This is a genomic window from Cyclobacterium amurskyense, from assembly GCF_001050135.1.
GTDB lineage: Bacteria > Bacteroidota > Bacteroidia > Cytophagales > Cyclobacteriaceae > Cyclobacterium > Cyclobacterium amurskyense.
Genome location: NZ_CP012040.1, coordinates 682,810 through 696,592, shown reverse-complemented (window position 1 = coordinate 696,592; position 13,783 = coordinate 682,810). Strand labels below are relative to the sequence as shown.

The following is a 13,783-nucleotide window of genomic DNA, read 5'->3' as shown; positions in this document are numbered from 1 at the left end:
TTTATGAGATTCTTAACCAAAAGTATATTTTCAGTAGGATTGGCGGGCATTTTGCTTGCCGCATGTGGAGAAGAAAAGAAAGAAGTCTTTGATGGAAAAGTGACCATCTCTGGTAAATTGGAAAATGTACCTGAGGGAGATGTGATCTTATCCAAGTACGATGTAGACAAGATTTCAGTCCTTGACACAATTGTCATAGGCAAAGGAGGTTCTTTTGATTATGAGATCAACGTAGATCAGCCAAATTTTTATGATTTGGATTTATTTGGAGAAAGAACAATCCGTTTGGCTTTATTTGATGAAGATGTTAAAGTTAAATATAATTTCGAAACGGAAAAACTTGATGTTTCTGGTTCAAAGGACAGTCAGTTGCTTTTTGAAATAGATGAGTTAGCCCTCAAATATCAGGAAGAAACGAACGCTATGAATTCCGCTTTTTACGAAGCCATGTCTGAGAAAAATCAGGATAAAGTTCAGGAAATTCGTGAGCAGTATACTGATATGGGAATAAACCATGCCGACAAAGTGAAGTCTGTTATTCAGGAGTCTAAAGGAAGTTTTGCTGCCTTGGCAGGAATAGGAATGTTGGACCCTGGAACAGATTTTAATTTTATAGACAGCGTTGTGCTTGCTTTGGGAGACAAATATCCAGAAATGAAATTAATCAGTACCTGGAAGCAGGAACTAAATGAAATGAGAGCGCTTTCTGTAGGGCAGCCAGCTCCTGAAATTTCACTTCCTAATCCTGAGGGAAAGGTGGTAAACCTTTCTGATTTGAGAGGGAAATATGTGATGATAGATTTTTGGGCAGGATGGTGTAAACCTTGTAGGGATGAAAATCCAAATGTGGTAAGACTTTATAATAAATACAAAGACCATGGCTTTGAGGTATATGGTGTTTCTCTAGATAGAACCCGAGACATGTGGACAAAAGCCATAGCTGAGGACGGTTTGACCTGGACCCAGGTTTCTGATCTCAAGTATTTTAATTCAGAGGCCGCAGCCAAGTATCAGATCAATGCCATACCAGCTACTTACATGGTAGATCCTGAAGGAAATATCATGGCAAAGGATTTAAGAGGCAAATCTTTGGAAAGAAAGCTTGCTGAAATATTCGATTAAATAGAGAAATTACCGTTAAAAAAAACTTTCTTAAAATTCGATATATAATGATATATTAGCATTTTATATGATTATGCGGTCAATTTCCCAACAATTGTGCGTTTTAAAAAAATATTACCTATAATTGAGAAGGTTTAATTGAAATAATCGAGATCGTTAATTTTAACTAATTTAAATACAAATCAACTTTAGTGCCGTTCATTGCTTAAATTGTGCAGATTAAAAAAATCTAATTATTTTTAAAAAACACTTAAAACAATCATCTACAACAACGTAAAAGCTTAGGGGTTATGAGATGATGTAATATTAATTTCAACCTCGGATAAGGTCTTTACACTTAACTAAAAACCATTCAATTCTTATGAAAAAAAGGAACCTAAAATTTCCCTTGACACGGTCATTGACTGTTATGCTATTTGTTTTGTTAGCTATGGGAGCTTGTAAGAGCAAGAAAAAAGTGGTCGAGGCTCCACCAGCACCAGTGCCAGTAGAAGAGCCAGCCCCTCAACCAAAACCAGCCCCTCAACCTTCTGCTGAAGAAGTTGCTGTTGGTAAATTGGAAAATTACTTCAATGCAGTTGCGAATGCTTCTAATGTACAAAGTGCCAATAACACAATAAGAGAAGCGTTGGGAATGTTTTCTAACCAAAACACACCAGTTTTAATTGTAATTCATGAAGAATCTGGAAGAAAAGATTACGATGAACCAACAACCATCGAAAGGTACCTTAACTATCTTAAAGACACCAAGAAAAATCTGAACTTTATCAGCGATATCAGAATGGATGGATCCGGAAAAGTTACCGAATTAGAATTAAGAAGAAGATAATTTAAAAAACTATAGAAAGTAAGTTATTATGAAAAAATATATTCCATCCCTGCTTATCTTTTTCCTGGCTACAAGCATTTCTGTTTTCGCTCAGGATGAAAGCATCAGTCCTCAAAGAAAGCAAGCCATTGATTCCCTTGCCTTAGAGAAAGTTAAAGATTTAAGTAAATACATCAGCATCATCGGAAGTAAAGAAACACAGTTTTCTGAAGCTACTAGAGTAATGGATAGAGCTGAAGAGCTTTTTGCTCCTGATGCTGAAATGGGTGTATCATCAGTCAATACCAATGAAGTTGCCTATTACAAAATCAGAAGGTATTTCGAAAGATTGATGGCCTTGAATTATGATAGGGTGAACATCAGCTGGTATGATATTCATTATATCTCTGATCTTGAAAGACAACCTGATGGCAGATATGTAGGTGTAATTACCATCTATCAAAGGTTTGAAGGAACTTCACAAGAAGCAGGATTGAACTATAGAGATACCACAAAGAAAGATATTACAATCTACGTGGAGAAAAAACAAACCCAAATTTCTGGTAGAACCATTGAATTCTGGGATGTGTTGTTGGGAGATGTGAGAGTGACTGAAACATCAGCATGAGAATAGTATTTGTTACGTTAATTACCATAATCTTATCAAATATTTCCGCGCCGGGGCAAACATTTAATAGCTCCGGCCGGATTATTGATGATGGCAGGTTTGCTGCCGCCACCAAACAAGTCAACCAATTTTTCAGAAGATTTAATGCAGAGGAAAGCAAAGAAGGAGATGTAAGATATTACCCTGGGGATGATAAATACCATGATCTAGCCCTTAGGAAATCTTTTATTAATATCCTCTTCGATAACGAAACCTCTGGGATAAGCAACGACCTTAAAAGAGAGTTTATAGGTCATGTGACATCCGAAGTTTACCCGCAATACATCAACTTTCATGGAGGTGATTGGTTCGCAGAACTCAATACTGTTTTTACTTATAATGGTAAAAGACAAGATGTGGTACTGTTTTTGAAGTTACAGCCGCAAGGATTGGGTTACGAGTGGGTCATTGATAATGTAAACTTCCCTCCATTTACAGCAGTATTTGATAAACCCAAAGGCGACGAGAAAAAATTTCTTCACCCTTTAAGTCATGAATTGGGTTTTATGAACCTAAGGAAAGCTATCGTAGATAATCCGAAACCGGAGTCTTATACACCGGATGGTTTTCAACCTGATTACCTAACTTTATTTCTTTTCGAAATAAAAAACAAAAGATTGAAATTTGAAACAGTGAAAGATACTAAATTCCACTTTTTTCAAATAGATAAATGGTATTTTGAATTGGGCCAATTCAATAGACCCGGATTTAATACAGGTTGGTTGATTGCCAATTTAATGAAGTTGGAGGAAGGTGACAAAGAAATTATATTGAACTACATCTATGACAGGGATTAAAGTAAATGCATTTCTCCTGATTCTATTTTTTTGTTATGCCCCAACCATTCTGGCTCAGGATATCGGGGGATATACCAAACAGGAGATCAAAGATTTTAGCCAGCAGGCAGAAGATCAAGTTCGTTTCTTACAATATTTTTTGAATACCGTAGGCAGTGGCGAAACCTCTGCCAGGGATAAAGATGTAATTATAAGAGAAAGTTATAAGAAAATCTTTAGAGATGAAAATGTTCAGATTGAAGACGATCTGCTTTTGGATAGGCAAGTTATCACCAACAAAAGTGTCGTTTCCTATTTAAAAGACATTGAGTTCTTCTTTAAGGATGCCGCCTTTGAATTTAAAATCAAAGAGGTAAAACCTAAAGAAAATGACAATGGAGATCTGTTTTTCGAGATCTCTCTCGATAGAACATTAACAGGCCTTGGGCTAGAGAATGAAAAGATAGAAAACACCAAGCTCCGTTTCGTTGAGATCAACTTGGACAGAAATTCCAATGAACTTAAAATTGCCAGTATTTATACGACAAAATTAAGTAGGGACGAAGAGCTATTGGAATGGTGGAGTACACTCTCGCTCGAATGGGAAACATTATTGAGAGAGAAGTTTGACATAACAGAGGATTCTGTACAACTCGATATGTTGTATAAAATCTCTGCATTGGATACACTCGACCTTTCAGGCAATAAATTGTTGGTAGACATAGACCCTATTCATGTATTTAGGGATTTGAAATATGTTGATATTAGCCGTACTCAGATCAAAGAACTTAGTCCGATTAGTAATATTACCTTTCTTTCCTACTTGGATATTTCTTATACCCCAACTGAGGATATTCAATTCATTAAGTATTCAGACAAGCTTAATTTCCTAAATATTTCAGGAACCAAAGTGACAAATATTGATGAACTAACGAGTTTAAAGAATCTTCGAACCTTTAAAGCAGCCAAAGCACCTCTCAGAGGTTTCGGCGTATTGGAGAACTTTAGTCAGCTTGAAGTCCTTGACTTGGAAGAAAGTGGTTTCAACAATATTGAAAATTTAAAAAACTTAACTAAACTTAAAAAACTCGATATTCAGGGTAACTACTTGATCAATTTTGGTTTTTTATCTGAGTTAAAACAATTGGAAGAGATTAATCTCGAAGAGACCAATATTCTTGACTTGTCTCCTTTGGCATCTTTACCTTCTCTGTGGAGGGTAAATATCAACGGAACAGAAGTCAGTCAGCTTGACCCTATAAATGGATCAAAATCTATAAAAAGGATATATGCTGACAGGACAAGTATTTCTGAAAATGCTGCTGAAATATTTGTAAGAAGCAATAGAGGTATTTTATTAATTCATAATGTAGAAAACCTTCAAACTTGGTGGCAAACATTACCTGATGGATGGAATCAGGTTTTTGTAGAAGAATTGCCAGCATTAGGTAAAGGTAACCCTACCATTGAAGCACTTTCTACTTTGGTAAATATGGATTCACTGAACCTAGACAATAGTAAGGTAGTGAACCTAAGACCAGCGCTTAAATTTAAAAGCATCACCTATTTGTCTTTCGAAAACACAATGGTAGAAGATCTTTCACCGTTGGCTGAGATGAAGAATTTGTTGCATATTCGTGGAGATTACAGCGCTGTAACCAACCTAAAAGCACTACAGGAACTTACAGGTCTGAAAGGCCTTTCTTTCCAAGGAACCAATATAGAATCAGTTGAACCACTGAAAAATCTACCTTCATTGGATTTTATTAATCTTGACAACACAAAGGTGCCTGAATGGGATGTACAAGAACTTGCTAGTTTATTGCCGCAGACCAATGTGATATTTAGAACGGAGGCATTATTGTCTTGGTGGGAAAACCTGAGTCAGGATTGGAAGAGCTTGTTTTCTCGGTATTATAAGCTAAAAGAAAATCCAGATGGTTGGGCATTGCACCAAGCTACTTCACGTTCCAAGTTGGAAATCGCTGGCGACAATATTTTAAATTTAGAACCACTTCTAGTTTTCTTTAATTTAAAAGAATTACGCATCAAAAATGTACCTCTTCAGGATCCATCAGCAATTGCCAGATTGGAAAAACTTGAAGTGCTTCAAGTTACTGAATCACCATTCAGGGATTTGTCAGTTATTTCTCCTTTATCCATGTTGGAAACGCTTGATGTTTCAAATACGGCTGTAAGCGAATTGGAATATTTAAGTGACCTAACAAGACTTAAGCATTTGAATTTGGCAGGTACGAATATCTCAAATCTCAAAGGCTTGGAAATGCTTTATGATTTGAGGTCTCTGGATATTGCAAGTACAAGTGTTAAAAGCCTTAAGCAAATAACTCATCTCTTGAATTTAGAAAAGCTGGTTTGTTTTAATACCAGGTTGAGCACTAGAAATGTTGAGAAATTTCAAGCTGAATTACCCAATTGTGAGGTAAGGTTCTATTAAAACCGAATTGATCAAAATAGGTCAAAAGACCTTTCCGGTATTCTATAAAGATGTCCCTGATTGATCCAAGATGGCTGTACAATCCATGTTTTGAAATTAATAAAAAAATAGGCAAAAAAAATCCCCGATTAATTCGGGGATTTTTTTTTATTCTTTCATAAAGGAGGTCAGCATCCAGTGATGAAGTTCTACACTTTTTATAAAGGCAATCAACATGTCCTCAGTGGCACTGTCACCCAAGTCGGCAACTTTTATCGCACAATCGTTCATGTTATCTACTAAAATCTGGAAATCATTGAGTACCTCATTGACCATTTCTCTTGAACTTAGGTCTGTCCCAACTTCTTTGATATCAGCCTTTTGAAGATAGTCTTTCATTAAACTGTATGGTGTCATTCCAAACACCCTTATACGCTCCGCGATAAGGTCAATGTTTGCAAATGATTCTGTGTATAATTCTTCAAATTTCTCGTGAAGATCAAAGAAATCACCTCCAGTTACATTCCAGTGAAAATTTCTTAATTTTTGATAGTGTACATGATAATTGGCTAAAAGTTGATTCAATGAAGCCACTATTTTCTCGGATTCATCCTTATTGTATCCTAGTTTCTTAAAAACTCTTTTTTCTGATTTAGTGCTCATAATATCCAATTTTTACTTTAAATTAAAATTCAATGTTATTGGTCAATAGATGTCCATAAACTATGCCAATCTATGTAGTTTGAGCAGGTAAATATCAATATCTTCAATAGCGTCCTAAATAAAAAATGAGAGGTCCCATTTTTTGCCCAAAATAGTTATTTTGGGTTTGCACCAAAAAACAAGAACCTCTCATGTGTAATATTACATTGTTTTCACAGATTATTAAAAAGATTGACCGTTCAATTTTCAAGAAATTGGTAAAAGAAAAGCAAACAGATAAGGGTTGCAAGGGATTTGACAGCTGGACGCATCTGGTTTCGATGTTGTTCTGCCATTTTGCCAAAAGCACATCGGTAAGGGATATTTCCAATGGGCTTCGGTCTGCCACTGGGAACCTTAACCATCTTGGCATTACCAAAGCTCCATCCAAATCAAGTATCAGCTATCAAAACAAACGAAGGGATTCGGATCTTTTCAGGGACCTTTACTATTCACTGTTGGGAAGTTTAGGACAGCAGGCATCTGTCAAGAGGTCCAAACTCAGGATCAAGGTTCCTGTTTATTTGCTGGACGCCACAGTGATTAGCCTTTGCCTTTCGGTGTTTGATTGGGCTACTTTCCGTACCAAAAAGGGAGCTGTAAAGATGCATACGCTGCTGGAATATGACGGTAAACTCCCTGTTTACGTGAATATTACCGAAGGGAGTGTCGGTGACAATAAGGGAGCTTACAACATCCCCCTGGAAAAAGGGTCGGTGATCGTCGCAGACCGGTATTACAATGACTTCCCTATGCTCAACGTCTGGGACAGCAAGGGGGTGTTCTTCGTGATCAGACACAAAGGCAACCTTGCTTTCAGTTCCATCAAAGAACGGGAACTTCCCACAACAACCGCCCAGCATGTGCTCAAAGACGAAGAAATCGAACTGACCAACCCACAGTCCAAAGCCAAATATTTTGGAAGGCTTAGAAGAGTGGCTGTGTGGGATGAGGAAAACGGGCAGACCATAGAACTGATTACCAATAACTTTGCTTGGGCAGCGCAGACCATTGGGGACCTCTACAAATCAAGATGGGAAATTGAAGTGTTTTTTCGGGACATTAAACAACTATTGCATATCAAAACCTTTATCGGGACCTCCAAAAATGCGGTAATGATCCAGATATGGACGGCATTGATCACCATCCTTCTACTCAAAGTCATGAAGGCAACAGCAAAATTCGGGTGGCACCTATCCAATCTGGTCGCCTTTATCCGGCTCAATATTTTTGTTAAAATCGAACTGCAAAAATGGCTTGATAGTCCATTTATCGAACCCGACAAACCACCCCAGAATGTAGTACAGGGGGTTCTGTTTTCTTAAGCTACTTAAAAGATGCCTAATTGCTATCCAAATACAGACCAAATGATAAATCAAAAATTATTTAGGACAGCATTGCAATATCTTTTAGAAATAGCAGGTTCTTTTAACCCAGAATCAGATCCTATGAAGATGTTGTCAGAGTAAGTTAAGCTAGCCTGCTTTTTTTGGCTTTCAGTCATGTAATTAAACTTACGGCTACCCTTTCTTACAAGCTTGAAGAAGATCAGTTCAGCGCCATTAGAAGGGGGCTATTCGTAATGTGTGCGTAAAAGTTAAGACACATTTAAACCCTAACTGAGGTAATGGTCAGTCAATAGGACATCTTAGACCAATATATTTCAATCTAGACCTTAAGAAAGGTGGTGTTTTAATCAAAAAAATATGTAGCTACTATTACTTGTGGATCAGTTGATTTAAACTCATTCTCAAAATCGCACCCATGTTTTTGCAGCGAAGGAATGCCGGGTTATTATAATGCCTGGCCAATTCATTTTTAAGGGATTCTATATTTGAATCTTTGGAAAGAACATCTTTCTCCATACTATTCAGAATATCCGTAATTTCTTTAGGAGAACTGGTCAATCTTGTTGCTATCAGTGCACGCTCTTCCTTTTGGTATTGGGCCATGGATTCCTTAGTAATATGCTTTATACCTAGTTGAATAAGTGCGTTGTTTTGTTTGAAAAACTGAGGAAGGTAAATGGACTTCTTACCTTCATAGGATTGCTGGTCAAAATCTATTGAACGAATCCTATAATGTGTTTCTTCAAAGTCTGGGGTTACATCAATTACAAAATTGGAAGAGTGCATGTCCCCCAATAAACGAACAAAACATCGCTCATTGAACTTTACAAATTCTTTGGATAATCGGATAGGGTTCAGCATAGGATCATGAAGCTGTTGCTTCATAAATTGTTCGCCCGGTATACCAGCGATATGTTCTTCAATAAGGGTGTCCCTGTAAACGAGGTAACCTATTCTGTTTGGTGACAATAGATGCTCCAACCCCAGCCCATAGACCCTTGACGCATCTGCATTTTTGATGTAAAAATAATCGAAATTATCATTGATTCGATTGACAATCCTCACCCGGAAGGGTTGTGTATTGCCATAGGTGCACAGGTCTATCCGGTCCACATACAGGTGTTTCATGACTGTCATGTCTCCATCAGCTTTTAGCAGGGCATATATTTTCTTTACCTTATAATGAATCTCATTTCGGTCAGATTCATCATAAAAAACCGTTTCCCATAAGGTGTCGTTGTCTTTATAATCATAAAGAGCAATCGAGTTAGTGTACCTGAGCAATTCTTTATAGTGAATGGGTATATCCACCTCCCTGCCATATTTGACAAGGTATTTCCTTAGGTTTTCACTAATGGGGTAAACGATCTTTTTTTTGCTAATGACAGCCATATTGTACCTATTAGGTGGCCTCTAATTAGATTTTATCTTCTAATATATGCTCTTGTTTTCTTAATTTCCTATCAAATAAAAAGGGACCAAAGGGTAGGATTGAAGCTATCAAGCCCATCAATGCAATTCGGAAATGCCATCTTAATTTTCTAGAAGTGGGGAACATGACCAATATGTAAACCATAAAAAGAACTCCATGTATCCAACCTACATAGGTCACCATTGTAGGCAAATCAAATATGTATTTCAATGGCATTGCGATGAATACCAAAACAAGCATGGAAATACCTTCTGTTATACTTACTATTCTAAATCGCTTTAAAATGTTTAATCGCTCTTCATTCGTCATTTTACTATTGTTTTATACTGAAAAATACTTGTAGGGTGTCCCAAAGTTTCCTCTTTAAGGATACGTTGTTTTCTAGTCCATCTAAATCATCGGCAAAGAAATAAGCCATTGATTCTTCAACGATGTGGTAACTGTCTTTCTTTAGACTCATTAGTGGATGGTAGATCGTTCCAAAAATGATCATTTTATCTGGATCTAATTGCTCTATAGGGTCTTCATTGCTTCCTTTTAAGGAATGTTCGGAAACCAAGGCAATGTCTTTGAGCGATAGGTTTACTGCACCAAATACCTTGAAAAGGAATGTTCGGTTGCTTTCTTTTAGCTCTTCTCCTTGATAGATGACAAGAATAGATTTTTTGAATTCTCCTTCGTAAGGAATAGGCTCAGGGTCATGCTCTTTTGCCAATGAAGGTGACTCCGGTTCACTAACTTGATTTGATTCCGTAGAGGTGCTCAAATCCAATCTAGAGGCCATTTTATTGACAGCAAGCTTTTCTTTGACTTCATCTTCCATCACAAAGAGTTCATCTGTCAGGAATAACGACAATTCTGTTAAATTCATATCAGTAGCAGTAGGCGTATTTATCAAATTACAAAAATTATTCCTTTTGACCGATCTTGTCCAAGTCAAAAAGAGATTTTAATTCCGTGGCGTCTTGAGGATTCATTCTTTTTGCCAAAACCAGGCGCAATTGCCTTCTTCTCAATGCTCCTTTATAAAACTCCATTTCTTGCTCACTGATAGGTTTTAACTCTGGCACTTTTACCGGTAGACCTTCTTCGTCTACTGCCACAAAGGTGAAAAATGCTTTGTGTGAAGAGTACTTTTTATTGGCAGGAATATCTTCAGCGAATACCTCGATATAAACTTCCATTGAAGTATTAAAAGCCCTTGTCACTTGCGCTTTTAAAGTGACCACATTGCCAAGGGCTATGGGGTTTTTGAAAGAAATATTATCAACAGAAGCTGTGACTACAACGGAATTAGAATGCCTTTGGGCAGAGATAGCTGCTACCACATCCATCCAATGCATAAGTTTACCACCCATTAGGTTGTTTAATGTATTGGTGTCATTTGGAAGTACCATCTCTGTCATGATGACCTCCGAGTCTTTTACGTGTTTGTATGCTTCTTTCATGGGCCTTGTATTTTTATTCCCAACCTTCATCTCCCAATAATGGGACAAATGAAAAATTGTCAAAGGTCTCTTTTAAAATCTTCTTACTGGTTTGTTTCGTTAATTTAAGCATTTGCTGTTGCTTTCTGTCACCCACAGGGATAACCAAAACTCCGCCGATTTTCAATTGAAGAAGCAAGGTTTTAGGAACAACAGGAGCTCCGGCAGTCACTATGATTTTATCAAAGGGCGCTTGTTCAGGCAATCCCAGACTTCCATCTCCATGGTAATGCTTTACCCTTACACCTATTTTAGGTAAAAATCTTTTTGTTCTTTCGTACAATGTCTTATTGAATTCGATGGTGTGAACCTTCGCCCCTAAGCAATACAAAATTCCTGCCTGATATCCCGATCCGGTACCTATTTCAAGTACTTTTTCTCCCGGAACAACGTTTAGCAGTTCACTTTGGAATGCTACAGTGTAGGGTTGAGAAATTGTTTGGCCTTCACCTATAGGGAATGCCTTGTCTTCGTAGGCATGGCTAAGTAGGGCGGAGTCAAAAAAGAAATGTCTAGGCACATTATTAATAGCCTCCAATATTGCTTCATTGCTAATGCCCTTGTTACGCAATGTTCTAATTAACTCTCTTCTTTTTCCCTTATGTAAGTAGCTGTCTTCCAGTTTTAACATGATTTTGAGCGTGTCATATACCGTTTGGTTTGCTAAGTTAATGCTAAAAATGCCTTACTTTGCCATTGAAACAGGAATATATCAGCAGGTATTTGAGTTTGAGGCAGATTTTAAGCTTGCTTGAAATAGAGAAGCCGACAATACAAATAGTCACTTGCACTCGAAGCAAAAGCATATTGTAGTTCTGCTGAAAGAGATAGACTTTAGATAAAAAGAATTTCTGAAATTAATTTAAAATTATAAGGTTAACCATGACCTATTCGTGCTGAAGGGTCATCAAAGCAATAGGAATATGTTTACAGGTATTATCGAGTCCATAGGTAAAGTCAAAGGCATAACCAAAGAAGGTAGCAATATCCATTTTGATATGGAAAGTACTCTCGCTTCAGAACTGAAAATAGACCAATCTCTTAGTCACAATGGAGTATGTTTAACAGTAGTAGCTGTAAACACCAATGAGTATAGAGTGACGGCAATAGATGAAACCCTTCAAAAAACCAACCTTGGAAGATTAAAGGAAGGGGATTTGGTAAACCTGGAAAGATGTATGCCTGCAGATGGTAGGTTTGATGGACATATAGTTCAAGGACATGTGGATCAGACAGGCGAATTGCTTTCCGTTGAGTCCATAGATGGAAGTTGGGTTTTTACCTTTTCCTATGAAGCAGGTAAGGGGAATGTCACAGTAGAAAAAGGATCCATATGTGTAAATGGTACCAGCTTGACCTGCTTCAATTCTAAAGAGGGACTTTTTAGTGTAGCCATTATTCCATATACCTATGAAAACACTAATTTTCATTTGCTAAAGCAGGGAGATACTGTGAATTTGGAATTCGATGTGATAGGGAAGTACATTCACAGGATTCTAAAGGGATATTAACCTAACCCATGGATTCTCTTTTTTTCCATAGTATTCTTACTTCTGTAATAAGCCCAAAGACTAGCCAACCTATAAATATGCCTACCAAGGCACCAACGAAAATATCTAAAGGGTAGTGAACGCCAAGGTAAATCCTTGAATAGGAAACAACAAACGCCCATAGAAATAACCATCGAAACCCTGGAATGCTCTTTTTTCCTACTTTTTGTAGAAAAGCAGCCAGAGCAAAAGTGTTTGCAGCATGGGAGGAGGCAAAACCATATAGGCCTCCACAACCTGAATAATTTATTACAATGTCCTGCCAACGTGGGTCGTGACAAGGACGTAACCTTTCAAAATAGGGTTTCATAAAACCAGAGGTAAACTGGTCTGCCATGACTATTACCAATATTAACCCAACAATATACCAAACACTACTGCCTTTGTATTCTTTAATAATTAAGAACAGTAAAAATAAATACAAGGGAATCCAGATAAACTTACCCGTAATCGCCAACATTACCGGATCCAGCCAGGAAGCTTGAAGGTGGTTTAAGAGAAGAAAAAATTGCTCATCCCAATGAATAATACTTTCAATCATTTGCTATGCTTTAACCCAGTTAATTTCTTTTTTCAATAGTTGTAGCGTTTCTGATTCTTTAGTCCCAGCGGCTGGTGGCTGATTGTATACCCAATTTGCCATTGGAGGCATACTCATCAGTATACTTTCAGTTCTGCCATTCGTGTCCAATCCAAATTTAGTTCCAGCATCCCACACCAGATTAAACTCAACATACCTGCCACGCCTCAAAGCTTGCCAACTGAGTTCTTTTTCTCCATAGGGAAGATTTGCATTTTTCTCCATGTAATGACAATAGATTTTAGGGAATAAAAAACCCAGACCTTCAACAAAAGAGAGCAATTTCGGAAAAGGCATTTCTTCGCTGGCAGTTAATCTATCAAAGAAGATTCCTCCTATACCCCTGGTTTCCTTCCTATGAGGAATGTAAAAATAGTCATCTGCCCACTTTTTGAATTTATCATAGTAATTAGGGTCAAAAGCATCACAATGTTCTTTGAGTTGCTGGTGGAAATATTTGGCATCCTCCTGATCTATATAATGAGGTGTTAAGTCTATTCCTCCTCCGAACCAATAAGTGCCATCGCTCATTTCAAAGTACCTGATATTCATGTGAATTATAGGTACCATTGGGCTCTTGGGATGGATGACAATAGAAACACCTGTGGCAAAAAAATCTGCTTTTTCTAGTGCCAGTTTTTTTAAAATCTTTTCCGGAGTAGGTCCGTGTACAGCAGAGAAGGCCACACCACCCTTTGCGATAACCTGTCCTTCGGTCAGCACTTTTGTGGTTCCCCCTCCACCTTGTTCTCTTTCCCAGTTATCCGTTTCAAACCTACCTGGGCCATCGCCTTTTTCTAAAGCTTCACAAATATGTTGCTGTATCTTACGGAATTTTTCCGCAATAATCTCTTTGTTTTCTTTTTCCATGTT

General features: G+C 37.5%; 15 protein-coding genes. 7 read left to right on the top strand and 8 right to left on the bottom strand.

The window, feature by feature from the left end:
- Positions 1–3: 3 nt before the first annotated feature.
- The 5 genes from CA2015_RS02720 to CA2015_RS02700 all read left to right on the top strand — a co-directional run bounded on the left by CA2015_RS02720 (position 4) and on the right by CA2015_RS02700 (position 5,831).
- Positions 4–1,122 (top strand): TlpA disulfide reductase family protein, encoded by a 1,119-nt coding sequence (locus CA2015_RS02720; RefSeq protein ID WP_048640502.1) that lies wholly within the window; start codon positions 4–6, stop codon positions 1,120–1,122.
- A gap of 361 nt (positions 1,123–1,483) precedes the next feature.
- Positions 1,484–1,951, top strand: a complete 468-nt coding sequence (locus CA2015_RS02715) for a hypothetical protein (RefSeq protein WP_048640501.1) — start codon at positions 1,484–1,486, stop codon at positions 1,949–1,951.
- Positions 1,952–1,979: 28 nt separating this feature from the next.
- Positions 1,980–2,558 carry a hypothetical protein gene (locus CA2015_RS02710; RefSeq protein ID WP_014018714.1) on the top strand — a complete coding sequence of 193 codons (579 nt, stop codon included), beginning with the start codon at positions 1,980–1,982 and terminating at the stop codon, positions 2,556–2,558.
- Positions 2,555–3,394, top strand: a complete 840-nt coding sequence (locus CA2015_RS02705; RefSeq protein WP_048640500.1) for a hypothetical protein — start codon at positions 2,555–2,557, stop codon at positions 3,392–3,394. Before CA2015_RS02710 ends, CA2015_RS02705 begins: the two co-directional genes overlap by 4 nt.
- Positions 3,381–5,831 (top strand): leucine-rich repeat domain-containing protein, encoded by a 2,451-nt coding sequence (locus CA2015_RS02700; RefSeq protein WP_048640499.1) that lies wholly within the window; start codon positions 3,381–3,383, stop codon positions 5,829–5,831. The genes CA2015_RS02705 and CA2015_RS02700 overlap by 14 nt, the downstream gene beginning before the upstream one ends.
- Positions 5,832–5,978: 147 nt before the next feature.
- On the opposite strand, the gene CA2015_RS02695 is transcribed toward CA2015_RS02700, so the two are convergent.
- Entirely contained in the window at positions 5,979–6,473 is a 495-nt protein-coding gene (locus tag CA2015_RS02695; protein WP_048640498.1) for a Dps family protein, read from the bottom strand.
- A gap of 191 nt (positions 6,474–6,664) precedes the next feature.
- Here CA2015_RS02695 and CA2015_RS02690 point away from each other — a divergent pair, with 191 nt between their 5' ends.
- On the top strand, positions 6,665–7,837 hold the full coding sequence (locus CA2015_RS02690; RefSeq protein ID WP_048640497.1) for an IS4 family transposase: 1,173 nt from the start codon (positions 6,665–6,667) through the stop codon (positions 7,835–7,837).
- 393 nt (positions 7,838–8,230) lie between these two features.
- Here CA2015_RS02690 and CA2015_RS02685 read toward each other — a convergent pair whose 3' ends face one another.
- Genes CA2015_RS02685 through CA2015_RS02665 form a run of 5 tightly spaced genes read right to left on the bottom strand, consistent with a single transcriptional unit; the run spans position 8,231 to position 11,411 of the window.
- Positions 8,231–9,253, bottom strand: coding sequence for a hypothetical protein (locus CA2015_RS02685; RefSeq protein WP_048640496.1), 1,023 nt, complete (start codon positions 9,251–9,253; stop codon positions 8,231–8,233).
- Positions 9,254–9,278: 25 nt separating this feature from the next.
- Positions 9,279–9,602 carry a DUF3817 domain-containing protein gene (locus CA2015_RS02680; RefSeq protein WP_048640495.1) on the bottom strand — a complete coding sequence of 108 codons (324 nt, stop codon included), beginning with the start codon at positions 9,600–9,602 and terminating at the stop codon, positions 9,279–9,281.
- Between the two features lie 4 nt (positions 9,603–9,606).
- On the bottom strand, positions 9,607–10,164 hold the full coding sequence (locus tag CA2015_RS02675) for a hypothetical protein (protein WP_048640494.1): 558 nt from the start codon (positions 10,162–10,164) through the stop codon (positions 9,607–9,609).
- Positions 10,165–10,201: 37 nt separating this feature from the next.
- Entirely contained in the window at positions 10,202–10,741 is a 540-nt protein-coding gene (locus CA2015_RS02670) for an acyl-CoA thioesterase (RefSeq protein WP_048644317.1), read from the bottom strand.
- A gap of 13 nt (positions 10,742–10,754) precedes the next feature.
- Positions 10,755–11,411: a protein-L-isoaspartate(D-aspartate) O-methyltransferase gene (locus CA2015_RS02665; RefSeq protein ID WP_048640493.1), complete on the bottom strand. Its 657-nt coding sequence runs from the start codon at positions 11,409–11,411 to the stop codon at positions 10,755–10,757.
- A 292-nt stretch (positions 11,412–11,703) separates the two neighbouring features.
- On the opposite strand from CA2015_RS02665, the gene CA2015_RS02660 reads away from it, so the two are divergent.
- Positions 11,704–12,291 carry a riboflavin synthase gene (locus CA2015_RS02660; protein ID WP_048644316.1) on the top strand — a complete coding sequence of 196 codons (588 nt, stop codon included), beginning with the start codon at positions 11,704–11,706 and terminating at the stop codon, positions 12,289–12,291.
- A 1-nt stretch (position 12,292) separates the two neighbouring features.
- On the opposite strand, the gene CA2015_RS02655 is transcribed toward CA2015_RS02660, so the two are convergent.
- Both CA2015_RS02655 and hemF read right to left on the bottom strand, forming a co-directional pair.
- Positions 12,293–12,871 carry a phosphatase PAP2 family protein gene (locus CA2015_RS02655; RefSeq protein WP_048640492.1) on the bottom strand — a complete coding sequence of 193 codons (579 nt, stop codon included), beginning with the start codon at positions 12,869–12,871 and terminating at the stop codon, positions 12,293–12,295.
- 3 nt (positions 12,872–12,874) lie between these two features.
- Positions 12,875–13,780 (bottom strand): oxygen-dependent coproporphyrinogen oxidase, encoded by a 906-nt coding sequence (hemF, locus tag CA2015_RS02650; RefSeq protein WP_048640491.1) that lies wholly within the window; start codon positions 13,778–13,780, stop codon positions 12,875–12,877.
- Positions 13,781–13,783: the final 3 nt, after the last annotated feature.

Excerpts from the sequence above, each read along its gene's own strand:
- CA2015_RS02715 (WP_048640501.1), top strand. The coding sequence starts at position 1,484 with ATGAAAAAAAGGAACCTAAAATTTCCCTTGACACGGTCATTGACTGTT.
- CA2015_RS02685 (WP_048640496.1), bottom strand. The coding sequence starts at position 9,253 with ATGGCTGTCATTAGCAAAAAAAAGATCGTTTACCCCATTAGTGAAAAC.
- CA2015_RS02665 (WP_048640493.1), bottom strand. The coding sequence starts at position 11,411 with ATGTTAAAACTGGAAGACAGCTACTTACATAAGGGAAAAAGAAGAGAG.
- CA2015_RS02680 (WP_048640495.1), bottom strand. The coding sequence starts at position 9,602 with ATGACGAATGAAGAGCGATTAAACATTTTAAAGCGATTTAGAATAGTA.
- CA2015_RS02675 (WP_048640494.1), bottom strand. The coding sequence starts at position 10,164 with ATGAATTTAACAGAATTGTCGTTATTCCTGACAGATGAACTCTTTGTG.
- CA2015_RS02655 (WP_048640492.1), bottom strand. The coding sequence starts at position 12,871 with ATGATTGAAAGTATTATTCATTGGGATGAGCAATTTTTTCTTCTCTTA.
- hemF (WP_048640491.1), bottom strand. The coding sequence starts at position 13,780 with ATGGAAAAAGAAAACAAAGAGATTATTGCGGAAAAATTCCGTAAGATA.
- CA2015_RS02695 (WP_048640498.1), bottom strand. The coding sequence starts at position 6,473 with ATGAGCACTAAATCAGAAAAAAGAGTTTTTAAGAAACTAGGATACAAT.
- CA2015_RS02705 (WP_048640500.1), top strand. The coding sequence starts at position 2,555 with ATGAGAATAGTATTTGTTACGTTAATTACCATAATCTTATCAAATATT.
- CA2015_RS02700 (WP_048640499.1), top strand. The coding sequence starts at position 3,381 with ATGACAGGGATTAAAGTAAATGCATTTCTCCTGATTCTATTTTTTTGT.
- CA2015_RS02670 (WP_048644317.1), bottom strand. The coding sequence starts at position 10,741 with ATGAAAGAAGCATACAAACACGTAAAAGACTCGGAGGTCATCATGACA.
- CA2015_RS02710 (WP_014018714.1), top strand. The coding sequence starts at position 1,980 with ATGAAAAAATATATTCCATCCCTGCTTATCTTTTTCCTGGCTACAAGC.
- CA2015_RS02660 (WP_048644316.1), top strand. The coding sequence starts at position 11,704 with ATGTTTACAGGTATTATCGAGTCCATAGGTAAAGTCAAAGGCATAACC.
- CA2015_RS02690 (WP_048640497.1), top strand. The coding sequence starts at position 6,665 with ATGTGTAATATTACATTGTTTTCACAGATTATTAAAAAGATTGACCGT.
- CA2015_RS02720 (WP_048640502.1), top strand. The coding sequence starts at position 4 with ATGAGATTCTTAACCAAAAGTATATTTTCAGTAGGATTGGCGGGCATT.